Consider the following 22,554-nt stretch of genomic DNA (forward strand, 5'->3'; position numbering starts at 1 on the left):
CGGACCCCGTGGCGGTCGCCGGGTCCGCATCGCTGCCTCCCACCACACCCGCGGCCTCCTCAGGGGGCCCACGTCCCCACGACAAGGTCCGACGGCGGGGGGTTGCCTCGCTGCCCCTCCATCTGTTGCGATGGGGAAACGGCCGCCTGCAGCGGCACTCCTGAGGTGAGGATGGTTATGGCCGGCAGCACTGGGCACGATGGAATGCAGGACACGATGCGGGAGGACGACGTGCGGCAGGAAGGCATCGGGCAGGGGGTACTGGAACTCGTGGACCGCTGGTGGCGTGCCGCTAACTACCTTTCGGTGGGCCAGATCTACCTCCGCTCCAACCCGTTGCTGCGTGAGCCGCTGCAGGCTGAGGACACCAAGTCACGCCTGCTGGGGCACTGGGGCACCACGCCCGGGCTCAACTTTATCTACGCGCACCTGAACCGCGTGATCCGCCGCGACAACCTTGAGATGCTCTTTGTGGCCGGTCCAGGCCATGGCGGCCCCGCCGTCGTCGCGAACGCCTGGCTGGAGGGCACCTACTCGGAAATCTATGCCCACGTGGGCAACGACGAGGCCGGCATCGCCGAACTGTTCCGGCAGTTCTCCTACCCCGGCGGCATTCCCAGCCACGCGGCCCCCGAAAGCCCCGGTTCCATCAGCGAGGGCGGTGAGCTCGGGTACTCCCTGGCGCACGCCTACGGATCCGTGTTTGATAATCCCCAGCTGGTGACCGCCGTCGTCATCGGTGACGGCGAGGCGGAGACCGGTCCGCTGGCCGCCAGCTGGCACTCGCACAACTTCCTGGACCCCGCCGCGGACGGCGCCGTGCTGCCCATCCTGCACCTGAACGGCTACAAGATCGCCAACCCCACCATCCTGGCCCGGATGCCGGAGGACCAGCTGGAGCAGCTGCTGCGTGGCTACGGCCACCAGCCCTACTTCGTCACCGTGCAGGATCCGGACAACACCGAGCAGGCGCACCGCGACTTTGCCGCCGTGCTGGACCGCTGCCTGGGGGAAATCAAGGCCATCCAGGATTCGCACCGGCAGGATCCGGAGGCTGAGAAGGTGGGGGAGGGCGGGCACCGCTGGCCCATGATCGTCCTGCGCTCGCCCAAGGGCTGGACCGGCCCGCGCACCGTGGACGGGCTCCAGGTGGAAGGGACGTGGCGGGCGCACCAGGTGCCCCTGTCCGAGGTCCGCACCAACGGGGAGCACCTGAAGCAGCTGGAGGAGTGGCTGAAGTCCTACCGCGCGGACGAACTGTTCGACGCCGAGGGAAGGCTTCGGCCCGACGTCGCCCGGGGCGCGCCTGCCGGTGACTTCCGCATGAGTGCCACGCCGCACGCCAACGGCGGACTGCTCCGGCGCGCACTGAAACTGCCCGCGTACCGGGACCACGCCGTCGAGGTCCCGAACCCGGGCACGGACCGCGTGAGCCCGATGATCACGCTCGGGTCCTGGATGCGGGACGTCATCGCGGAGAACATGGATAACTTCCGGCTGTTCGGTCCGGATGAGACGGCGTCCAACCGGCTTCAGAACGTCTACGAGGTCACCGACAAGGTGTGGCAGTACCGGATTGACGACGTCGACGAGCACCTGGCCCGGTCCGGCCGGGTGATGGAGGTGCTGAGCGAGCACCTGTGCCAGGGCTGGCTGGAGGGCTACCTCCTCACGGGCCGCCATGGGGTGTTCAACTGCTACGAGGCCTTCGTCCACATTGTCGATTCGATGTTCAACCAGCATGCCAAGTGGCTCAAGGTGCACCGCAAACTCCAGTGGCGCCAGCCGGTCCCGTCTCTGAACTACCTGCTGTCCTCGCATGTGTGGCAGCAGGACCACAATGGGTTCTCCCACCAGGACCCGGGGTTCATCGACCACGCGGTGAACAAGAAAGCCGAAGTCATCCGGGTGTACCTGCCGCCGGACGCCAACACCCTGCTGTCCGTCATGGAGCACTGCCTGGCGTCCACGGACTACGTGAACATCGTGGTCAGCGGCAAACAGCCCTCGCCCACGTGGCTGGGCCCGGCAGATGCCGCCAACCACTGCCGGCGCGGACTGGGGATCTGGACGTTTGCCGGCTCCGAAGTGCCCGGCGAGGAGCCCGACGTCGTGCTGGCCTGCGCTGGCGATGTCCCGACGGTGGAGACGGTGGCGGCCGCCGAACTGCTCCGCGAAGGCGCCCCCGGGCTTAAAGTCCGCGTGGTGAACGTGGTGGACCTGATGCGGCTGCAGGACGACAGCGAGCATCCGCACGGCCTGCCGGCCCACGATTTCGACGGGATCTTCACCCCTGACAAGCCGGTCATCTTCGCGTACCACGGCTACCCGGCGCTGATCCACCGGCTGGCGTACCGGCGCACCAACCAGCAGGGCCTGCACGTGCACGGCTACAAGGAAGAGGGGACCACCACCACCCCGTTCGACATGGCTATGCTCAACGGGATCGACCGCTTCACCCTGGCCATCGACGCGATCGACCGGGTGCCGGGCCTCGCCGGCACGCACGCGCTCCTGCGCCAGGACCTGCAGGACCGGCGGAACCGCGCCCGGGAGCACACCAGGACCCACGGCGAGGACCCGAAGGAGATCCGCAACTGGAAGCTGGGCGGCTGAGCTCCTAGCCCGGGAGCACGTCCAGGCCGCAGGAGGGCAAATGGATCCAGCCCTCGCTGCGGGCGGCTGAAGCGTGGGCTTCATCCGGCAGGAGCGTTCGACGGCGGGCGGCGGCCCGGGCGGTCAGCGAGGCGATGACGGCGTCGAAGAGGTCGTCCGAAGCGGTGATCCGGTCCCGGTGCCCGCCGAGGTCCAGCCAGGGGGCCTGCTCCTCGAGGGCCGCCAGCAGGATGCCCAGGCGTTCGGCTTCGGGGACGCCGCGGCCCTTGTAACCCCGGCCGTTGAGGCCCCAGATTTTCAGTGACGCCGCCGGGTACACCTCGGCAAGCCGCCCCGACCCGTCCCGGAGCTGTGGGCCATGTACCGCCGCGATCTTTGCCTGGATCACTGCGCAGCGCATGGCAGGGTGGGCCAGCCGGTCAGCCGAAACGCTCAGCGGAATCAGGCCGGTTTGGGCGGTGCAGAACCGGTCCGTGTCCCGGTACGCAAGCAGCCGCCGGCCCGCAATGCCGTCATGCGCCAGGACGGGTCCGGCGTCGAAGTTGAGGTGGCCGGTGAGGAACGGGACCAGGGCGTCCGGCCAGCCCACGGGGCAGTCGACGCCGGTCATGTCGCAGCTGCCGAATAAGTCCACGATCTCCTGGTCGTCCACGTCCAGCGACAGGTGTGCCAGCCGGGCCCGGTCATCGCTCCACTCGATGACGGCCGCGGCGGTTTTCTTGGTGGCCGCCGCCAGGTCCACGCCGAGGGTCCTCAAGGGCTGTCACACCCGCCGATAATGCAGGGCGTGGTCGACTCCGCCGGCCTCGCCCAGGTCATCGCCCCGCGCGAAACCGGCCCACAATGACCTCACCGCCCTGCCGGTCGCGTCCACATCCTCCCAGCGGGCGCCGGCGATCAGGCCCACGCCGTCCCAGGTTTCCCGGTTGCCCAGGAGCAGCGGCAGGTCGATGGTGTGGGCTGCGCCGAAGATGTTCCCGGGGGCGTGCCAGTCCATGACGTAACGGTGGACCCGCCCGCCCGCCTTGGCATGCCGGCGCGCGAACCTGCGGGTGGCCCGGCCGTACACGGTTTCGGTGACCACCCAGTCGATGGCGCGCACGGCGGCCTTGCCCACAAACGGAACCTTGGCCAGGCGCATCAGGCGCGGGCTGCGGGGAAGGAACAGCCGGGCCTCCTCTGAGGTGTGGCCGATCAGCACGTCGATGGCCGGGGCGGTCCGGTTCCAGGCAGCCTCGATGCCGGACTCCCCGGGGAGCGGATCGTGGCCGTACTGGGTGCCAAACGGCATGGCAGCCAACATCCCGAACTTTCGGGCCACCTGGGTCACCTGTGCTTCGAGGGCCACCACGTCCATGGCAGGGGTCTGGTCCGTGACGCCGTCCGAGGCGATGCCCATGGCGTGGTTCATCTTCGCCCGGCCGCGGGTGATGCCCAGTGGGGCGCTTTGGATGATGGCACGCCGGAAAAGGTTTGGAGCCTCGGGGGTGGCCATCAGGTGGGCGATCGCGTCCCCGCCGGCGGACTGCCCGAACGCGGTGACCCGGCCTGGATCACCCCCGAAAGCGGCGATGTTCCGCTGCACCCACCGGAAGGCCTCGAGTTGGTCCAGGAGCCCCAGGTTGCCGGGCCGTCCTGCAGGTGTGGCCAGGAAGCCGAACAGTCCAAGCCGGTACGTCACCGAGACCACGATGATCCGGTTCTCGGCCACCAGCCGTGCGGCGTCGAAGATGGCAAGGTCCCCGGAGCCCGTGGTGTAGGAGCCGCCGTGGATCCACACCATGACGGGCAGCTTCTCATCCGGTGCCAGGTCACCGGGCAGGGTGATGGAAAGGTTCTGGCAGTCCTCGCTGCCCGGGAGCTCGCCGTACTTCGTGCCCAGGACGTCGTCCAGGAACGGCACTGGCGCCTGTGGGCAAGCGGGAGCGGGAGACGTGGCGGCATATTCGCTGGTCCAGTCCGGTACCGGTACCGGGGCCTGGAAACGTGGGGCCCGGGCGTAGGGGATGCCGGAGGCGCGCACAACGTCGCCGTCGCACCAACCGCTGACGGGCCCGCACGGGGGATGGAACAGAAGCTGGGACGTCACGGCTGGCTCGGAATTCACAGCCCCACCATGCCACAACTTCCTGGAGCAACGACGGCGGGTGCCCGGCTTCGAAAAGCCGGGCACCCGCCGTCGGACCCTAAGGGAGTTGCCGGGCAAGCCCAGCCTGGGGACTAGTGTCCGGTGGGGACGTAGCGCTTGATGGAGGCTTCCAGCTCGGCTTCGGCGGCGGCGCGGTCGCCCCAGCCTTCGGCCTTGACCCACTTGCCCGGTTCCAGGTCCTTGTAGCGGGTGAAGAAGTGCTCGATCTCCTTGATCAGGAACTCGTTGACGTCGCTGACTTCCTGGATGTGGTCGAAGCGGGCGTCCACGGGCACGCACAGGATCTTGGCGTCTCCGCCGCCGTCGTCGGTCATGTTGAACACTCCGATGGGGCGGGATTCGACGATGACGCCGGGGTGCAGGTCGAAGTCCTGCAGGAGCACCAGTGCGTCCAGCGGGTCGCCGTCCTCGCCGAGGGTGTTTTCGAAGTACCCGTAGTGCGTGGGGTACTGCATGGAGGTGAAGAGGACGCGGTCCAGGCGGACGCGGCCGGTCTCGTGGTCAACTTCGTACTTGACGCGTGATCCCTTGGGGATCTCGATGGTCACGTCGTGCTTCATGGGAATGCTCCTCGGCAATTGCAGGGGGTGCGCGGCACACAGGACGGGCCCATCAAAAAGCGTGTCGGTGCCGCCGACTACAATTGAGGATATAGCGAGAGGCCCTGGAATCAGGAACTTGTGGGGAAATTTCAGGACTTGAGGACCGGCACCAGCATGACCACACCAACCGGCGGGGAACGTTTGCGGGACCGGCGTTCCCAACGCTCCGGCAGCATGGCCCGGGAGGCAAGGAAGCCTTGGCACCTGGTCCTGGCCGCCCTGGTGCTGATCGCGCTAACCATCCCCGCGGCCCTGCTGGTGGCCCCCGGCTTCCGCGGACCCGAGGCCCCGGCGGCCGCCGTCTCTGCGCCCGCCTGGCAGCAGGCTCCCGCCACACTGTCCGTCCCACAGGTGCTTGCACCCCTCCAGCCTTCGGCGCCGGTGCCCGCACCGCCTGCCGTGGCGGCGCAGGTGGAACCGGTATTGACGGCCGACGGCGGGGGTACTTTCACGGGCATGGTGCAGGATGCGCTCACGGGCCAGGTCCTCTTTGACCGGGGCGGCTCGGAAAGCCGGGTGCCGGCGTCGAACCTCAAGCTGCTGACTGCCGTGGCCGCGCTGCGCACGTTGGGACCGGACCACCGGTTCACCACGAAGGTGGTGCGGGGCCCGGCTCCCGGGCAGGTGGTCCTGGTGGGCGGCGGGGACGTCCTCCTGGGGGCAGGGGAATCGCAGCCCGGACAGACCCTGGGCCACGCCGGCCTGGCCACGCTTGCCGCACTGACAGTGCAGTCCCTGCAGGCCACGGGCACCACTGGCGAGATCAAGGTACTGGTGGACGACTCCCTCTTCACCGGCCCGGCGCTGAATCCCAACTGGTTGTCCGGCGACGTGGAAGCCGGCGAAATCGCGCCGCTCTACCCGCTGGCCCTCAACTCCGCGCGCTTCGACCCCGCCGTCACCACCGGTCCGCGGCCCCAGGACGCTGCGATGTCCGCAGCGCAGGAATTCGCGGCCCGGCTTCGGGCCGCTGGTGCCGGGGCGGCACTGACCGTCGCGGCCGGCGTCGACCGTTCACCCGGCGCCGCCAGTTCCGGTGCTGCTGTCCTGGCCGGTGTCGACTCGGCCACCGTGGCCGAGCAGGTGGACCTGATGCTGCAGGTCTCGGACAACTACCTGGCCGAGACCATGGGCCGGATGGCGGCCGTGGCCACGGGCCGGCCCGGCAGCAATGACGGCGCCACGGCCGCAGTCACCGCCGAACTGGCGGCAGCGGCGGTCACCCCGGACGCCGTAAAACTGGTGGATGCGTGCGGGCTGGCCATGGGCAACCAGGTCACGGCCCGCCAGTTCACGGACGTGGTGCGCGCCATGACCACCGGCGCTGATACCAGGCTTCGCTCTGCCCTGGACGGGTTCCCGGTCGGCGGCCTGTCGGGCACCTTGGACACCCGCTACGGGGACTCCACCACCTCCGGGGGTGCCGGGCTGGTCCACGCCAAGACCGGGACCCTGAACACCGTGCTGGCGCTCAGCGGCTACGTGGTTGACGCGGACGGCCGGCTCCTGGTGTTCTCCTTCATCGGCAACGGACTGACGCCCGGAGCTGCCGGCAACAAAGTGGCGCTGGACCGGGCAGCCACCGCCCTGGCAGGCTGCGGCTGCCGCTAGGGGTTGCCTACTCCGTGGGGCGCTCCGTTGCGGGGGTGGTTCCGGGCTGTGCTGCCTCCGTGGCTGACGCGGCGGTGGGCGCCGGCCCTGCAGCCATGGCGGACGGTGCGGTGGTGCCAAGCAGGGCGGCCATGACGACGGCGGCCAGCACCGACTTCCAGCCCTTGCGGGGACCGACGGTCAGGGGAGCGATGGGACGGTAGGGGATCACGGTGTCCTCCTGCGGGATAGGGCCGCTCCGGTGCGGGCGGAATGTTTTCGTGGTTCCCACTGTGCGGGTCCGGACTGGGACAGTGCTTTCGCCTCCCTGTGCGGGGGCTGTGGAAGTTTCGCCGGTCAGCGAACTTAAGGACGTTGTCCGGTGCGCTGTGTTCTGATGGGACCATGGAGTCCACTGCACGCGAGTCCGCACCGGCGTTGTCCCCGGCAACCCAGTCCAACCAGGCAGCCCAGCCCAACCAGTCAGGCCAGTCCAACCCGGCGCAGGCCCTGATCAACTGGGACCTCGCTGCCTCTGCCGCGGCGCGGTTGGCCCCGGCCGGACCCGTGCTTGACGGAAAAGCCATCGGCGATGCGGTGGACAGCCTGCGCCGGCTCGCGGACGCATCCGTTCCCCATGTCCACGAAATCACCGGGCTGGAAGCCGCGCGGGACCTTCGCGACTCCTCCGTGCTGGTGGTGGACCGGGCGTCCTGGGCCAAAGCCAACACCCAAAGCTTCGCAGTAATGCTCAAGCCCGCCATGCAGAAGATGCTGGACACCCGCCGCGGCAACCTCAGCCCCGCTGCCGCCCAGGTCAGTGGCGCCATTACCGGCAGCCAGTTGGGCGCCGTCCTGGCTTTCCTGTCCAGCAAGGTCCTGGGCCAGTACGATCCCTTTGCGGCCCTGGCCGAGAACTCCACGGCCCCTGCCGCAGGCCGGCTCCTGCTGGTGGCGCCAAACATCATCTCGGTGGAGCGCGAACTCAACGTCGCCCCGGAGGACTTCCGGCTCTGGGTGTGCCTGCACGAACAGACGCACCGGGTGCAGTTCGCGGCAGCGCCGTGGCTGCGCCACCACATGCTGGAGCAAATCGACGAACTCAGCGGGCACCTCCTGGGCAACGTCGATTCCCTCATGGAGCGCGCCTCGGCTGCCGCGCGTTCGCTCAAGGACCGCTCTGCCAGCGGAAACACGCCGGGGCGCGGCGCCATCCTGGACCTGCTGCAGGACCCCGAGGAAAAGGCTGCCATCTCGCACCTCACTGCTGTGATGAGCCTCCTTGAGGGTCACGCGAACGTGGTGATGGATGCCGTGGATGCGAGCATCGTGCCTTCCGTCAAAACCATCCGGCAGCGCTTCAACGACCGCGGCAAGGACCGCGGCGTGATCGAGAAGTTCATCCGCAGCCTCCTGGGCCTGGACGCCAAGATGCGCCAATACTCAGACGGCGCCCGCTTTGTCCGCGCCGTGGTGGACGTGGCCGGCATGGAGGGCTTCAACAAGGTATGGGACTCGGTGGACCACCTTCCCACCGAACCCGAGATCCACGACGCCAAGCTGTGGCTCGACCGGATGGGCCTCTAGTTGCCCTCAGAGGTACCGGAGGGCGCCCCGGCAGCTGGAGGACAGGGCGCGCGGAGGGGTCGACGACGGCCCGGCAGGTTGGCGCCCGTCGTTGGCACTGCGCGCAAACTGCTGCAGAACGCCCTGGCCGGCGCCGGCTATCCGCGCCACGTCCTTGTAGCCTGCAGCGGCGGACCGGACTCGTTGGCGCTCGCCGCCGTCGCCGCCTACTTCGCCCGCCGCGGCCACGTGGACGGCCACCCGCTGACCGTCGGCGCCGTGGTGGTGGACCACCAGCTGCAGGAGGGGTCCGGCGAGGTCGCCGCCCGTACGGCCGAAGCATTGCAGGACCTGGGCCTGCAGCCGGTGGAAATCCGTACCGTTACGGTGGCCGGTGCCGGAATGGGCCCCGAGGCCGCCGCCCGCGAAGCCCGGCACGCCGCGCTGGAAGCCGCAGCCGGAGGGCAGGGCGCGCAGGCAGTGCTGCTGGGCCACACCCTGGACGACCAGGCCGAGCAAGTACTGTTGGGCCTGGCCCGCGGCTCCGGCACGCGGTCCCTGGCGGGTATGCGGCCGGCCCGTCCCGGGGCCGGAAATGCCGTTCTCCTGCGCCCCTTCCTGGAACTCCGGCGGGCGGACACGGAAGAAATCTGCGCGGTGGAGGAGCTGGATCCCTGGCACGATCCCACCAACTCCGACCCCTCCTTTGCCCGGTCGCGGACCCGGGTGGAAGTCCTGCCGCACCTTGAGGAAAAACTTGGTCCCGGCGTCGCCGAATCCCTTGCCCGGACCGCTGCCATCCTGCAGTTGGACGCCGACTACCTCGAGGATGTGGCGGAAAGCACCTATGCCTCCCTGGTGGTGCGTGATGGCAGGGACCTGAGCCTGCCGGAGGAGGAATTGCGCGCGCTGGCGCCTGCCATCAGGTTCCGCGTCATCGCCAAGGCAGCGGCCGACGCCGGCGGGCAGCAGCCCAGCTACCGGCGCCTTTTGGCGGCGGAAGCACTGCTGCGGCGGCAAGGTTCCGCCGGTCCCGTCGAGCTTCCGGGCGGGGTGGCTGTGTACAGGTTGTCGCTCGCGCAGCTGGAGGAATCGAAGGACGCTGCCGCAGCAGGGGCCCCGGACGGTACCGGTTCCGTTCCCCGCGAACCCGCGCGCTGTGGGAAGCTAGTATTCCGGCCTCAAAAACCGCCCGCAAAATAGTCGCACCCCGCATCTACACAGGAGCCATTGGTGGATTCAAACGACGTCCAGGCAGATCTCAAGCACGTTCTCTACACCAAGGAACAGATCCAGCAGCGGATCACCGAACTCGCCGCACAGATCGACAAGGACTACGAGGGACGCGAAATCCTCATTGTTGGCGTCCTCAAGGGTGCCGTCATGGTCATGGCCGACCTGGCCCGGGCGCTGCACAGCCACATCTCCATGGACTGGATGGCCGTGTCCTCCTACGGCTCCGGTACGCAGTCCTCCGGCGTGGTGCGGATCCTCAAGGACCTGGACACGGACCTGATGGGCAAGGACGTGCTGATCGTCGAGGACATCATCGACTCCGGCCTGACCCTGTCCTGGCTCAAGACCAACCTGGAATCCCGCGGCACCGCCTCCGTGGAAATCTGCACTGCGTTCCGCAAGCCCACCGCGGCCAAGGTGCAGATCGACGTCAAGTACGTGGGCTACGACATCCCCAACGAATTCGTGGTGGGCTACGGCCTGGATTACGCGGAAAAGTACCGCAACCTGGACTTCGTGGGCACCCTGGCCCCGCACGTTTACGAGTAGGCGCCGGCCGCGGAAAGCCCCGGCCCGCACCGCCCGGCGCACTCCCTTCCGTGCGCCATGCGGCGGAGCGCCGGGCCGATACGCCCACAGGGAACTTTTGCTTTTCGCTATGCGTGATGTACTCCGGACGGTGTATAGCTAGAAGCTGACGCAGCACCATCACGCGCGCAGACTACTCGCCGTGAAGCACTACCGGAAGGGACGGGGTCAGCCCCCGAACAGATGAAAGCTAAGAACTTCTTCAAAGGCCCGGGCATCTGGATCGTCGTTGTGGTCGGTCTGCTCCTAGTGGCTTTTGCAACGCTCGCCCCCGGCGGTGCGGCCCGGATCGACACGGACAAGGGCCTGGAACTGCTCTCCAGCAACAAGGTGGAGCAGGCCAAGATCTTCGACGGTGAAAACCGCGTTGACCTCACGCTGAAGGACAACCTGCAGGTGGACGGGCAGGACAAAGGCAAGAGCGTCCAGTTCTTCTTCGTGGATGCCCGCGCGCAGGACGTGGTGAAGGCTGTCACCGACGCCAAGCCGGCCCAGGGCTTCACGGACCAGCCGATTGAAAGCAACTGGTTCTCGGGCCTGCTTTCCCTCCTGATCCCCGTGATCCTGCTGGGCGCACTCTTCTGGTTCCTGATGACCCGCATGCAGGGCGGCGGCTCCAAGATCATGCAGTTCGGCAAGTCCAAGGCCAAGATGGTCAGCAAGGACATGCCGCAGGTGACCTTCGCTGACGTTGCAGGTGCGGATGAGGCCGTGGAGGAACTGCAGGAGATCAAGGAATTCCTGCAGGAACCGGCCAAGTTCCAGGCCGTCGGCGCCAAGATCCCCAAGGGCGTGCTGCTGTACGGCCCGCCAGGCACCGGTAAGACCCTGCTGGCCCGCGCCGTTGCCGGTGAGGCCGGCGTACCCTTCTTCTCCATTTCCGGCTCCGACTTCGTGGAAATGTTCGTCGGCGTCGGCGCGTCCCGTGTCCGCGACCTCTTCGAGCAGGCCAAAGCCAATTCGCCGGCCATCATCTTCGTGGATGAGATCGACGCCGTCGGCCGGCACCGCGGCGCCGGCATCGGCGGCGGCAACGACGAACGCGAGCAGACGCTCAACCAGCTCCTGGTGGAGATGGACGGCTTCGACGTCAAGACCAACGTGATCCTGATCGCCGCCACCAACCGGCCCGACGTCCTGGACCCGGCACTGCTGCGCCCCGGCCGCTTCGACCGCCAGGTATCCGTGGAAGCACCGGACCTGATCGGGCGCGACCAGATCCTGCAGGTGCATGCCAAGGGCAAACCGATGGCCCCCGGCGTTGACCTGAAGGCCGTGGCCAAGAAGACGCCCGGGTACACCGGTGCGGACCTGGCCAACGTCCTGAACGAGGCCGCGCTGCTCACGGCCCGTTCCAACGCCAACCTGATTGACGACCGCGCCCTGGACGAGGCCATCGACCGCGTCATGGCCGGCCCGCAGAAGCGCAGCCGCGTCATGAAGGAACACGAGCGCAAGATCACCGCATACCACGAAGGCGGCCACGCCCTGGTGGCGGCAGCCCTGCGGAACTCGGCGCCGGTCACCAAGATCACCATCCTGCCGCGTGGCCGGGCCTTGGGCTACACCATGGTGGTTCCGGAGAACGACAAGTACTCCATCACCCGGAACGAGCTCCTGGACCAGATGGCCTACGCCATGGGCGGCCGCGTGGCTGAGGAGATCGTCTTCCATGATCCTTCCACCGGCGCTTCCAACGACATCGAAAAGGCCACCGGCACCGCACGCAAGATGGTCACCGAATACGGCATGAGCGAACGCGTGGGGGCTGTCCGCCTGGGCCAGGGCGGCGGTGAGCCGTTCCTGGGCCGCGATGCCGGCCATGAGCGCAACTACTCGGACCAGATCGCCTACGTTGTGGACGAGGAAGTGCGCCGCCTGATCGAGCAGGCTCATGATGAGGCCTACGAAATCCTCACCGAGAACCGGGACATCCTGGACTTCCTCGCCTTGGAGCTGCTGGAGCGGGAAACCCTCAACCAGGCCGAGATTGCCGACATCTTCCGTGACGTCCGCAAGCGTGACTTCCGCGAAGTGTGGCTGTCCAAGGAGACCCGGCCGGTCCAGCAGGCCGGCCCCGTGGAAAGCCGCCAGGAGCGGGCTGAGCGCGAAGCGCAGGAGGAAGCCAAGAAGGCCCGGATGGATGAGCCGCTGGACGCCCAGCCGCCGCATTCGCAGGGCGTTCCGGAGGACGCTCCGTTTCATGGAGGAACCCCCGACTCGGGGCCTGACACCCTTCGCGGCTAAGCTTTCCCTGTGACTTCCTTCGACGACGACGACGTTTCCGCCTCCGCCGCCTACCCGGCGGAGGCCGGTTCCCACCACTCCAAGAGCGAAAAGGTGGACCGGCCACGGATTGAAGCGGCCGTCCGTGAGATCCTCCTTGCCATCGGCGAGGACCCGGACCGCGGCGGCTTGGTGGACACCCCCAAACGGGTTGCAAAGGCCTATGCGGAGGTGTTTGCCGGGCTGCACCATGATCCGGCGGACGTCCTGTCCACCACCTTCGACCTGGACCATGAGGAGTTGGTCCTGGTGAAGGACATCCCGTTCTACTCCACGTGTGAGCACCACCTGGTGCCGTTCCACGGGGTTGCCCACGTTGGGTACATTCCCTCGCATGACGGCAAGGTGACCGGACTGAGCAAGCTGGCCCGGCTGGTGGACATCTACGCCCGCCGCCCGCAAGTGCAGGAACGACTGACCACCGAAATCGTCGAGGCGATGGTGCAGTACCTCAAACCCCGCGGTGCCATCGTCGTTGTCGAATGCGAACACATGTGCATGTCCATGCGCGGCATCCGCAAGCCCGGAGCGAAGACCGTCACCAGTGCGGTCCGCGGGCAGCTTCATGATCCGGCCACCCGTGCCGAAGCCATGAGCCTCATCCTCGGAAGGTAACCACAGACCATGGATACACTCGCTGCAGCCCCTGGAACGGGGCCCGCAACATCCCCACTGCCCATCCTGCGCAAGCCGCGGCCGGCCGCGCGCTTCGAAGACCTGCCCACCGGCCGCACCCTGGTCATGGGCATCCTGAACGTCACCCCTGACTCCTTCAGCGATGGCGGCAAGCATGCGACGGCGGACACCGCCATCGCGGCCGGCCTGCGCATGTTCTACGCCGGCGCTGACATCATCGACGTTGGGGGCGAGTCCACCCGGCCGGGTGCCGACGACGTCACTCCGGATGAAGAGCAGCGCCGCGTGCTGCCAGTGATCGAAGCGCTGGTGAAGGCCGGCGCCCTGGTCAGCATCGACACCACGCACGCCTCCACGGCGGCCGCTGCCCTCAAGGCCGGCGCTGCCATCATCAACGACGTTTCCGGACTGACCATCGAACCCGAGATGGTGGAGCTTGTGGCAACCTCCAAGGTGCCCTATGTCCTCACCCACCGCCGGGGCGACGCCAGGACCATGAACTCGCTCGCAGAATATACGGACGTGGCCGGGGAAGTGGTGTCGGAGCTGGCAGGGGTGCGGGACAAGCTCTACGCTGCCGGCGTCAGCCAGGAACAGATCATCATCGATCCGGGCCTGGGGTTCGCCAAGAACGACGCCCAGAACTGGGAACTCCTGCAGAACCTGGACCAGCTGGACAGCCTGGGGCACAAGGTCCTGGTGGCCGCCTCCCGCAAGCGTTTCCTCGGCACCCTCCTTACCGTCGCCGGAAAGTCCGCCGCTCCGGACGAACGGGACGCTGCCACGGCCGCGATCACGGCGATCAGCGCCAGCCGCGGGGCATGGGCCGTGCGTGTGCACGACGTCGGGTCCAGCCTCGACGCGGTCAAGGTTGCGGCGCGCATGGCGGCGGCACCCTCGACACAAGCCGTACCTAAAACGCAATAGGGCCGGGGGACCCATGGACAGGATTACGCTGACCGGAGTGACGGCAGTCGGCCACCACGGTGTCTTCGATTTCGAACGCCGGGAAGGGCAGCCCTTTGTGGTGGACGCCGTGCTCTACCTGGACTTCACCGGAGCCGCGCAGTCCGACGATGTCCGGGACACCGCCCACTACGGTGAGGTGGCCCAGCGTATTACCGATTGGATCACCGGAGAGCCGCTCAACCTCATTGAGGCACTCGCGGTGCGGATCGCCGAAGGCCTCCTGTCCGAATTCGCCCTCCATGCCGTCGACATCACGGTCCATAAACCGCAGGCCCCCATTGAGGTTCCGTTCGGGGACGTGGCAGTGACGGTCCACCGGGATCGGGCCTCTGCCGTCCCTGCGCCGGCCGGGGCACAGGCATGAACGGAATCTACACCAAGGCCGTGCTGGCCCTGGGAAGCAACCTCGGGGAACGGAATGAGACCCTGACCGAGGCCGTGGCGGACCTCGTGGACCCGCCGGAGGTCCGGCTCCTCGCCGTCTCACCCATCGTCCAGACCAAGGCGGTGGGCGGACCCTCCGGCCAGCCCGACTTCCTGAACATGGTCATCACCGTGGAAACCATCCTCACCCCTGCGGAACTGCTGGAACACTGCCAGGCCGTGGAGAACAAGCACCTCCGGGTCCGCGAGGTCCACTGGGGACCGCGGACGCTCGACGTCGACATCATCACCTACGGAGAGCTCCGCAGCGACGATCCCGTCCTGACCATCCCGCACCCCCGCGCAGCGTCACGCGCGTTCGTCCTCTATCCGTGGTCCCTCATCGAACCCAGCGCCACGCTGAACGGCGAACGGATCAGCACCCTGGCAGTGCAGGCCGACGATTTCAAGGATCTTGCCCCGTTTGACGGTTACGGAGACTTTGACGGCCTGCCCACGGCGGGAGCTGTGGACGAGCGATGAAGCCCATCAACCCGCTGCGTTTGCTGCTGATCTGCGTCATTCTTGCCGTCGCTGGCTGGTCGGCCACGGTTGTCACCAGCCGCTACAGCATGGCCACGCCTGTCCTGCCCTCCACCGCGCTTGCCACCATGGGGGTCATCGTCGTCATCACCTTGATCCTGGGGATCCGGATCCTGAGATGGCGGAACAGCCACCAGCCCAACAGCAAGACGAAGAAAACGCAGCTGGACCCCCTGCTGGCCGCCCGGACCCTGGTCCTGGCGCAGGCGTGTGCGTACGCGGGAACGGTGCTGCTGGGCTGGCACGTGGGCATCTTCCTTGACCAGTTGCGGATCTGGAGCCTGCGCAGCGACCAGGGAATCACCTGGCTGGCCCTTGCCATGGCCGGCGGCGGCCTGGTGATGATCGTGGTGGGACTCCTCGTTGAGCGGTTTTGCAGGATTCCCCCGGAGGACGGCGACACCCCCGGTGCCGACGGGAAGAAGGGCCGCACCGCCCGCGGCGAGGCCGCCGGGGAAGGCGAGTATGCGTACCGAGGCGATTGACCCGCCCGGTATTGCCTGGCAGCGGGTTTCCCCCAAGTACGTGACCGTCCGGCTGGTGGAGTGGGCCCTGGCGAACGTCCTGGCGGTGCTGGTCCTGTCCGCGCCGCTGGCGCTCGTCCTCCTGGGGTGGTGGCGGTGGCCGCCGCTGTGGCTGGCAATCACCGTTCCGGCTGTCACCCTGCTGGTCGCCCTGTGGCGGCTGGTGCTCATCCCGCGGCAGGTCAGGGCCATCGGCTACGCCGAGCGCGACGACGACCTCCTGGTCAGGAGCGGCATCTTCTTCCAGCGCACCATGGCCGTCCCCTACGGCCGAATGCAGTACGTGGACATCGCCGTGGGCCCCGTGGAGCGCGGGCTGGGCCTGTGTACCGTAAAGCTCCATACGGCATCCCCTGGCACCAACGCGCGCATTCCCGGCCTCCCGGCGGCGGAAGGGGCGCGGCTCCGCGAACAGCTGGCCGCGCGCGGCGAAGCCAGGCTGGCAGGACTGTGACCACTGACGGCCAGTTGCCCGGAGCGCCCGCGCTCCCACCTGCCGCGGTACCGGAAAGCTACGAAACGTCCGACGGCGATTGGTTGCGCGTGCATCCTGCCTCGCCTTTCGTCCGGGGCTGGGTTGCACTGGCGGCCATTTTGTTCTTTTTTGGCCGCGACCTCTTTGAACGGACGCTCCAGGGCCAACCGGTGTTCGAGGACGGGTTTGCCCGCCGTGCACCGTGGCTCCTGGGCGGCGGCGCGGCGGTGCTGGCCGTAGCAGTCCTCGGATTCGTCCTGACCTGGTACTTCACCAAGTACCAGGTCTCCGGCGGCTACGTCCGCGTCAACACTGGCCTCCTCTTCCGCCAACACCGGCAGGCGAGGCTGGACCGGGTCCAGGCAATCGACATCGTGCAGCCGCTGTTGGCCCGCATCTTCGGCCTGGCAGAACTCAAGTTCGAAGTGGCGGACGCCGGCGAATCGGCGGTGCGCCTCGCCTATTTGCGGATCGACGACGCCCGCCGGCTGCGCGCCACCATCCTTGCGGGGGCTTCCGGGGCTGAGGCGGAGTCCGGTGCGGGGCCGGCCGCCGGCATCGACGGCGCGGCGCTTGCCGGTCCAGCCGGCCTATCCGCGGCTTCCTTTGGCCCGTACGCATCCGAGGCGCCCGAAATCCAGGTACTTCGCGTGCCGCCGTCGCGCCTTATCGGATCGCTCCTGCTGAGCGAGCAAAGCTTCTTCATTGTGGTGGGCGGCATCGTCTCGGTGCTCCTGTCTGCGCTGACGGACAACCGCGCTTTCTACTTCTACCTGGTGCCCGCCGCGCTGGGCCTCGCCGCAGGTTACTGGAACTTCTTCAACAAGGGCTACAACTTCACCGCTGCGGTCTCGCCGGACGGCATCCGGCTGCGGTACGGACTGCTCGATACGCAGGCGCAGACGCTTCCGCCCGGCCGGATCCAGGCAGTGAAGATCGCCCAGCCGCCGCTGTGGCGTCCCTTCGGCTGGTACCGGATGCAGGTGAACGTCGCCGGCTACGGGACCTCCGGCAACGCGGCCGAAGGGAACACCCGGACCATCCTCCTGCCCGTCGGGAAGTTCGCCGACGTCATGGCCATGCTTTCGCTGGTCCTTCCGGATCCGGGAACCGAACGCCCTGCCGAGTTGTTTGCCGCCGGCCTCGGCGGCACGGGTTCCGACGGCGGATTCACCACCACGCCGCGGCGGGCATGGCTGCTGGCGCCCCTTGCCTGGCGCCGGAACGGATTTGCCGCCACGGACACGGCGCTGCTGATCCGTTCCGGGCGCTGGTGGCGGGACCTTGTGCTGGTGCCCCACCAACGGACGCAGTCGCTTGCAATCCATCAGGGGCCCGTGGCACGCCTGTTCCGGGTGGCCGACCTGGTCCTGCACACGACGGCCGGCCCCGTGGCCCCGAGGCTGACCCAGGCGGGCCTGGACGAGGCCCGGCAGCTCTTTGACGAGCAGTCCGCGCGGGCCCGGCTGGCCAGGAGGCGGCAAACCACCGAACAATGGTTGCGGCAGGTTGTTCCGGCAGCGGAACCTGCGGCCGTGCCGGGCACGCCGGTACCCGGGGCGCCGCATCCTGGGACACCGCATCACGTGACACCAGCCCGTGAAGCCCGCACCCATCACGAACAGGAAGGCCAGCAGCATGGCTAAGCCCGGACGCCTCGGCGTTGGAATCATCGGTGCCGGCAAGGTGGGCGCCGTGCTTGGTGCCGCCCTGCGCGCCGCCGAGCACGCCGTCGTGGGGGTCTCGGCCGTCTCCGACGCCAGCCGGGACAGGGCCGAGGCGCTGCTCCCCGGCGTGCCTATCCTGGAAGTGCAGGACATCGTGGAGCGTGCCGAACTGGTGCTGCTGGCGGTGCCCGACGACGCCCTCCCGAACCTGGTGGAAGGGCTGGCGAAGCTTGGCGCCTGGCAGCCGGGACAGCTCGTGGCCCATACCTCGGGCCGGTTCGGCGTGGGCGTGCTGCATCCGGTACGTGCCGCCGGCGCGGTTCCACTGGCGCTGCACCCGGCCATGACCTTCACGGGCATGAGCCTTGACCTCACCCGGTTGCTTGACTGCACCTTCGGCGTGACGGCCGATGCCGCCATGCTCCCCATCGCGCAGGCCCTGGTGGTGGAGATGGGGGCGGAGCCCGTGGCCATCGCCGAGGCGGACCGGACGCTCTACCATGCAGCCTTGGCCCACGGTTCCAACCATTTGGTCACGCTGGTGGCACAGGCGTCGCAGCTCCTGCGCGAGGTGGGAGTGGAATCCCCCGAGCGGATGCTGGGGCCGCTGCTGCGGGCCACGCTGGAAAACGCGCTGGCCTCGGGGGAGTCCGCCCTGACCGGTCCGGTGGCCCGCGGGGACGTCGGCACGGTGCGTGCACACGCTGAGGCGTTGCGGGAGTACGACGGCGGGGGGCAGGGTGACGTGCTCGCCGCCTACCTCGCGATGGCCCGAGCCACCGCTTTGCGCGCCGAAGGCCGGGGGCTGCTGAAACCTGACCAGCTGAAGGGTCTGCACGAGGCCCTTGATCCGAAGGAAGACTGAATGCCGATTCAACTCGTCACCACGGTGGCCGGCCTGAAAGCCGAAAGTGACCGCCTGCTCACAGCGAAGCAAGGAGTTTCCCAAGGGCTGGTGCCAACCATGGGGGCACTCCACGAAGGCCATGCAACGCTGGCGCGCACCGCCGTCGAGCAGAACGATGTGGTGGTGGCCAGTATCTTCGTCAACCCCCTCCAGTTCGGCGACGCGGTTGACTTGGACCGCTACCCGCGGACGCTTGATGCGGATCTTGCCCTGCTTGAGGAGCAGGGCGTTGACCTGGCGTTCGCGCCCTCCGTGGAAGAGGTCTACCCCGGTGGCGAGCCCTTGGTGCGGATCACTTCGGGCCGCCTGGGGGATAAGTGGGAGGGCGCTTCGCGGCCCGGACACTTTGACGGTGCCCTGACCGTTGTGGCCAAACTGCTGCACTATGGCATGCCGGCGGCAGGTCTTCCGGCCGGCTCTGCAGGTTCCGGCGGCGGCAGCCTGCCGGCGTACCGTGCCTACTTCGGGCAGAAGGACGCCCAGCAGTTGGCCCTGGTCCGGCGGATGGTTGCCGACCTGAATTTCCCGGTGGAGATCGTGGGAGTGCCGACGGTCCGTGCCGAGGACGGCCTGGCGCTGTCCAGCCGGAACCGCTTCCTCTCCGAGGCAGAGCGGGACGCCGCGCTGGTCCTGTCCAGGGCGTTGCGGTTGCTGGAGGAGCGGGCCAAAGCCCACGAACCGCTGGGCATCGATTCCGCGCTGGCGATGGTGGAATCCCAGCCTTTGGTGGAACTGGACTATTTCGATGTGGTGGATCCGGGCACGCTTGAACCGCTGGCCGAGAACTGCCGGGAAACACCTTTCCGCGGCGAGGGCCTGGCGCTCATCGCGGCCAAAGTGGGGCCGGTGCGCCTGATCGACAACGTGCCGCTCAGTTCATAGCAGCGGAGCGGAGTGCTGCGGTGCTGGATTTGCCCGGCAGCCCTGCGGGATTCCTTAGGGGACTGGATGGTCCCGGTTGATCATGAGCTGCTCGAGCAGCGCGCGTTCGGGTCGGCCCGGGTTCCTGGCGACGCACCGGCGGAGTCGGGCCCTGGCAAGCTCTTCACCCGGATCCTGGCCACCGAGCAGCTCGTCGATGATTTCCTGGGCCTGCCACCGGAGCGATTCGATGGCGAACTGCCGGACCTCGGCGGGCGTCTCGCCGGACATCCAGGGATCCGGGTCCGACGGGACACTTTGGAACATCCGCTCTGCTGACATTGGGGCCTCCTTGCTCCAAACCGGCGGACCCTTGGTGCGCCTGTGCGGTGTCCTTAAGAACTGCGTAGGGAAAACACTACAGCGGGAAAGACCAGTCTGTCTTCCTCTCGGATAGACTCCAAGTCCTATGAGCACAGAGGCGAAGGTCCCGATATCCGATGCTTCCTCCCCGGCGGCGCCGGAGGGCAGCAGCAATTCCATGGAACGGATCCTTTCGGTGGCCTACGAACTGTTCTCGCGCAGGGGAATCCGGGACGTTGGCGTCAATGAGCTGATCGACAGGTCGGGGGTGGCAAAAGCCACGTTCTACCGGCATTTCCCGTCCAAGGATTCGCTGGTCCTGGCGTTCCTCGAGCAGCGGGACAAGCTGTGGACCGTGGAAGCGATCATGTCCCAGGCCCGTCGCCGGGGGCAAACGCCGGTAGAACGACTGCTGGCGATCTTCGACGTCCTGGGGGAATGGTTTCAGCGCGATGACTTTGAGGGGAGTACCTTCACCCATGTCCTGCTGGAGATGGGGCCGTCGCACCCCTTGGGCCAGGCCAGCATCAACTACTTGGCGAAACTCCGGGGCCACGTGCAGGCGCTGGCCGAGGAAGCCGGGCTTGTGGATTCCGATGGGTTTGCTCGCTCCTGGCAGATCCTGATGAAGGGCTCCATCATCTCGGCCACCGGCGGTGACCTGGACGCGGGGAAACGGGCCCAGCAGATGGCGTCCTGGCTGATCGAGCATCACAAGCCGTAGTCGACCGGTGCTGCAGGACGGGCTTCAGGACTCACTGCGGGAGCCTATGACCGGACGCCGATGGCGTCCGGGACAAGGGCAAATTGCGTGGCTGGGAATTCGGCCCAGAGTGGATCGTCGGCTGGCAAGTCGTTGAGGTCCACGTACCGGTCGTCGTCGGGTTCCCACTGCGGAAGGTGTTCGAGGCTCGCCTCCAGGCACTGGCATTCACGGGGCACGGCCCATTGAAGTGGCGGTGGCCAGGTTCCTGGTGGCCAGTGGGTTGGTTCTGATTCCTGTTGTTCGGGGTTGTAGTGGCGTCCGGTGGGTGAGGTCCAGCCCGGTGGGTCTTTGCTCGTGGCTGGGCCGGGGGTCCATTGGCTGTGGTGTTTGAGCCGATGGTGTTTGCGGCAGAGTTGGGCCAGGTTGCTGACGTTGGTGGTGCCGCCGTCTTGCCACGCGGTGAGGTGGTCGGTTTCGTTGTCGGGGGTCTTGTTGGTGCAGCCGGGGAACGTGCATTGGGCATCGCGCAGCCTGATCCAGCGTTTGATGGACCCCGTCAGCCGGTAGTTCTTCCTGCCGATCTCCAGGGGTGCCCCGTCCCGCGGGTCGACCAGGACCCGGTAGAACGACTCCGCCCCACCGGCGACGAGTTTCCGTGCCATGGACGCCGGAATCGGGCCGAAACCATCCAGCACTGCTGGTTCGTCAGTGGCTCCGAGGAGGGCGAACACGGGCACGGTGACCAGGACGTCGGCCCGCGGGGTGGGAATTTCAGCAAGGTCGGTGGCGGTTCCAGCCCCCAGCAACAGTGATGCGGCGATGTCGGGGCGGAGTTGGGTGAGCGTGCGCTCTTCGCCGGGGCACTGGAGGCCGCGGGCGGTGGCGGTGGTCCGGTTCCAGATCGCGCACGCGGTATCGCCGGGAAGGTAGAGGGAGACCCAGGCCATGCCGTCCCGGTCCGGGGTGTACTCCATCCGCCGGTCCGCCACCCCTTTCGCATGGCGCTTTTGGATCGATTCGGGGTGGTGGCGCTCCCGCCACCCCCGGACCTTGGCCCGGAACCGGGACGGGACCAGTTCACCGGGCGCGGCACCCCGGGCGGCATCGGGCGCGGCAGGGTCGAAGAAATGCGCCACCAGCCCGGCAGCCCCGACAGCGTCAAGGCCTTCGGTTTCGTCCGCGACGACGCGGGCGTGCTGCCAGGACATGGTCCCGGTGGACAGGGCCTGGAGCACCAGCGGCAGGGCACAAATCCGGCGGGACTGCTCCATCAACGCGCCCGCTGCCGCGGAACTAACCGTCAAGACCGCAGCGATCTCCTCCACCACCGACATCTGCGCGTACGTGCGGTCCTGGACCGAGGCGTCCGGCGGGGTCATGGCCTCCTGGAACCCGGCGGCGTCGGCGGCGTCCCGTGCCTTCACCCCTGCAAGCTGCGCCTCCAGCCGGGACGTAAGCTCCAGCCGCTCCAGCCGGATCTCATAGCGCCGCTGCAACACATCCACACCGGCACCCACACCGAAACCAACGGCGGCACCGGCAGCCAGGGAAGCGTCCTCCCGCTCCAGCGCATCCAGGGCAGCAACAGAGGCACGAACACCCTCCAACGCCACGCCAACACCACCGCTGATTCCCATACCCACATCATTCAACGACCCACTGACATTTGAAGTCGCCCCTGCTTAACGCACCCTGGCCGCCAACGCCACCCGCTGCCAAAGGTGCCTCGACCCTGCAAGCCCGGTGCCGGCGTCGTACGCCTACCCACGGGATAGCGCCCAAGACAGATAGTCAGCTTGCTTATTACTTTTCTCTTTCCTAGGCTGGAACGCGTCAGGCAATCAACT

22 protein-coding genes are annotated in these 22,554 nt (G+C 67.7%); 16 read left to right on the forward strand and 6 right to left on the reverse strand.

The window, feature by feature from the left end; all coding sequences use genetic code 11:
* Positions 1–177 precede the first annotated feature (177 nt).
* Complete coding sequence (locus J2T23_RS07755) at positions 178–2,616, forward strand: phosphoketolase family protein (protein WP_307358683.1); 2,439 nt, start codon at positions 178–180, stop codon at positions 2,614–2,616.
* Positions 2,617–2,620: 4 nt separating this feature from the next.
* On the opposite strand, the gene J2T23_RS07760 is transcribed toward J2T23_RS07755, so the two are convergent.
* The 3 genes from J2T23_RS07760 to J2T23_RS07770 form a co-directional block, all read right to left on the reverse strand.
* Positions 2,621–3,373, reverse strand: a complete 753-nt coding sequence (locus tag J2T23_RS07760; RefSeq protein ID WP_307358685.1) for a DUF429 domain-containing protein — start codon at positions 3,371–3,373, stop codon at positions 2,621–2,623.
* 6 nt (positions 3,374–3,379) lie between these two features.
* Positions 3,380–4,723 carry a carboxylesterase family protein gene (locus tag J2T23_RS07765; RefSeq protein WP_307358687.1) on the reverse strand — a complete coding sequence of 448 codons (1,344 nt, stop codon included), beginning with the start codon at positions 4,721–4,723 and terminating at the stop codon, positions 3,380–3,382.
* Between the two features lie 113 nt (positions 4,724–4,836).
* Entirely contained in the window at positions 4,837–5,325 is a 489-nt protein-coding gene (locus tag J2T23_RS07770; RefSeq protein WP_018762663.1) for an inorganic diphosphatase, read from the reverse strand.
* Positions 5,326–5,481: 156 nt separating this feature from the next.
* Between J2T23_RS07770 and J2T23_RS07775 the strand changes: the two genes are divergently transcribed.
* Entirely contained in the window at positions 5,482–6,978 is a 1,497-nt protein-coding gene (locus J2T23_RS07775) for a D-alanyl-D-alanine carboxypeptidase/D-alanyl-D-alanine-endopeptidase (protein ID WP_307358690.1), read from the forward strand.
* Positions 6,979–6,985: 7 nt separating this feature from the next.
* On the opposite strand, the gene J2T23_RS07780 is transcribed toward J2T23_RS07775, so the two are convergent.
* Entirely contained in the window at positions 6,986–7,189 is a 204-nt protein-coding gene (locus tag J2T23_RS07780) for a hypothetical protein (protein ID WP_307358693.1), read from the reverse strand.
* 173 nt (positions 7,190–7,362) lie between these two features.
* On the opposite strand from J2T23_RS07780, the gene J2T23_RS07785 reads away from it, so the two are divergent.
* The 13 genes from J2T23_RS07785 to J2T23_RS07845 all read left to right on the forward strand — a co-directional run bounded on the left by J2T23_RS07785 (position 7,363) and on the right by J2T23_RS07845 (position 19,659).
* A complete protein-coding gene (locus J2T23_RS07785; protein ID WP_307358696.1) occupies positions 7,363–8,544 on the forward strand; it encodes an Rv3626c family coenzyme F420 biosynthesis-associated protein in 1,182 nt (393 codons plus the stop codon).
* Between the two features lie 108 nt (positions 8,545–8,652).
* On the forward strand, positions 8,653–9,726 hold the full coding sequence (tilS, locus tag J2T23_RS07790) for a tRNA lysidine(34) synthetase TilS (protein ID WP_307359042.1): 1,074 nt from the start codon (positions 8,653–8,655) through the stop codon (positions 9,724–9,726).
* A gap of 30 nt (positions 9,727–9,756) precedes the next feature.
* A complete protein-coding gene (gene hpt / locus J2T23_RS07795) occupies positions 9,757–10,308 on the forward strand; it encodes a hypoxanthine phosphoribosyltransferase (protein ID WP_141158593.1) in 552 nt (183 codons plus the stop codon).
* Positions 10,309–10,530: 222 nt separating this feature from the next.
* On the forward strand, positions 10,531–12,594 hold the full coding sequence (gene ftsH / locus J2T23_RS07800) for an ATP-dependent zinc metalloprotease FtsH (RefSeq protein WP_141158592.1): 2,064 nt from the start codon (positions 10,531–10,533) through the stop codon (positions 12,592–12,594).
* Positions 12,595–12,603: 9 nt separating this feature from the next.
* Positions 12,604–13,248 (forward strand): GTP cyclohydrolase I FolE, encoded by a 645-nt coding sequence (gene folE, locus J2T23_RS07805; RefSeq protein WP_141158591.1) that lies wholly within the window; start codon positions 12,604–12,606, stop codon positions 13,246–13,248.
* A 9-nt stretch (positions 13,249–13,257) separates the two neighbouring features.
* A complete protein-coding gene (gene folP / locus J2T23_RS07810; protein WP_307358698.1) occupies positions 13,258–14,196 on the forward strand; it encodes a dihydropteroate synthase in 939 nt (312 codons plus the stop codon).
* A gap of 13 nt (positions 14,197–14,209) precedes the next feature.
* Positions 14,210–14,602, forward strand: coding sequence for a dihydroneopterin aldolase (gene folB, locus J2T23_RS07815; RefSeq protein WP_141158589.1), 393 nt, complete (start codon positions 14,210–14,212; stop codon positions 14,600–14,602).
* Entirely contained in the window at positions 14,599–15,144 is a 546-nt protein-coding gene (gene folK / locus J2T23_RS07820) for a 2-amino-4-hydroxy-6-hydroxymethyldihydropteridine diphosphokinase (RefSeq protein ID WP_307358701.1), read from the forward strand. Before folB ends, folK begins: the two co-directional genes overlap by 4 nt.
* Entirely contained in the window at positions 15,141–15,689 is a 549-nt protein-coding gene (locus J2T23_RS07825; RefSeq protein WP_141158587.1) for a DUF3180 domain-containing protein, read from the forward strand. Before folK ends, J2T23_RS07825 begins: the two co-directional genes overlap by 4 nt.
* On the forward strand, positions 15,670–16,182 hold the full coding sequence (locus tag J2T23_RS07830) for a PH domain-containing protein (protein ID WP_307358704.1): 513 nt from the start codon (positions 15,670–15,672) through the stop codon (positions 16,180–16,182). The genes J2T23_RS07825 and J2T23_RS07830 overlap by 20 nt, the downstream gene beginning before the upstream one ends.
* Entirely contained in the window at positions 16,179–17,849 is a 1,671-nt protein-coding gene (locus J2T23_RS07835; protein WP_370871423.1) for a PH domain-containing protein, read from the forward strand. Before J2T23_RS07830 ends, J2T23_RS07835 begins: the two co-directional genes overlap by 4 nt.
* Positions 17,842–18,735, forward strand: coding sequence for a Rossmann-like and DUF2520 domain-containing protein (locus J2T23_RS07840; RefSeq protein WP_141158584.1), 894 nt, complete (start codon positions 17,842–17,844; stop codon positions 18,733–18,735). The genes J2T23_RS07835 and J2T23_RS07840 overlap by 8 nt, the downstream gene beginning before the upstream one ends.
* On the forward strand, positions 18,736–19,659 hold the full coding sequence (locus J2T23_RS07845) for a 4-phosphopantoate--beta-alanine ligase (protein ID WP_141158583.1): 924 nt from the start codon (positions 18,736–18,738) through the stop codon (positions 19,657–19,659).
* Between the two features lie 54 nt (positions 19,660–19,713).
* On the opposite strand, the gene J2T23_RS07850 is transcribed toward J2T23_RS07845, so the two are convergent.
* Positions 19,714–19,980 (reverse strand): hypothetical protein, encoded by a 267-nt coding sequence (locus J2T23_RS07850; protein WP_307358707.1) that lies wholly within the window; start codon positions 19,978–19,980, stop codon positions 19,714–19,716.
* 127 nt (positions 19,981–20,107) lie between these two features.
* On the opposite strand from J2T23_RS07850, the gene J2T23_RS07855 reads away from it, so the two are divergent.
* Positions 20,108–20,725: a TetR/AcrR family transcriptional regulator gene (locus J2T23_RS07855; RefSeq protein WP_370871424.1), complete on the forward strand. Its 618-nt coding sequence runs from the start codon at positions 20,108–20,110 to the stop codon at positions 20,723–20,725.
* A gap of 44 nt (positions 20,726–20,769) precedes the next feature.
* On the opposite strand, the gene J2T23_RS07860 is transcribed toward J2T23_RS07855, so the two are convergent.
* A complete protein-coding gene (locus J2T23_RS07860) occupies positions 20,770–22,344 on the reverse strand; it encodes an HNH endonuclease signature motif containing protein (RefSeq protein WP_307358709.1) in 1,575 nt (524 codons plus the stop codon).
* Positions 22,345–22,554: the final 210 nt, after the last annotated feature.

Origin of the sequence: Pseudarthrobacter niigatensis (genome assembly GCF_030812615.1) — a bacterium.
In the GTDB taxonomy this organism is placed as follows: domain Bacteria; phylum Actinomycetota; class Actinomycetes; order Actinomycetales; family Micrococcaceae; genus Arthrobacter; species Arthrobacter niigatensis.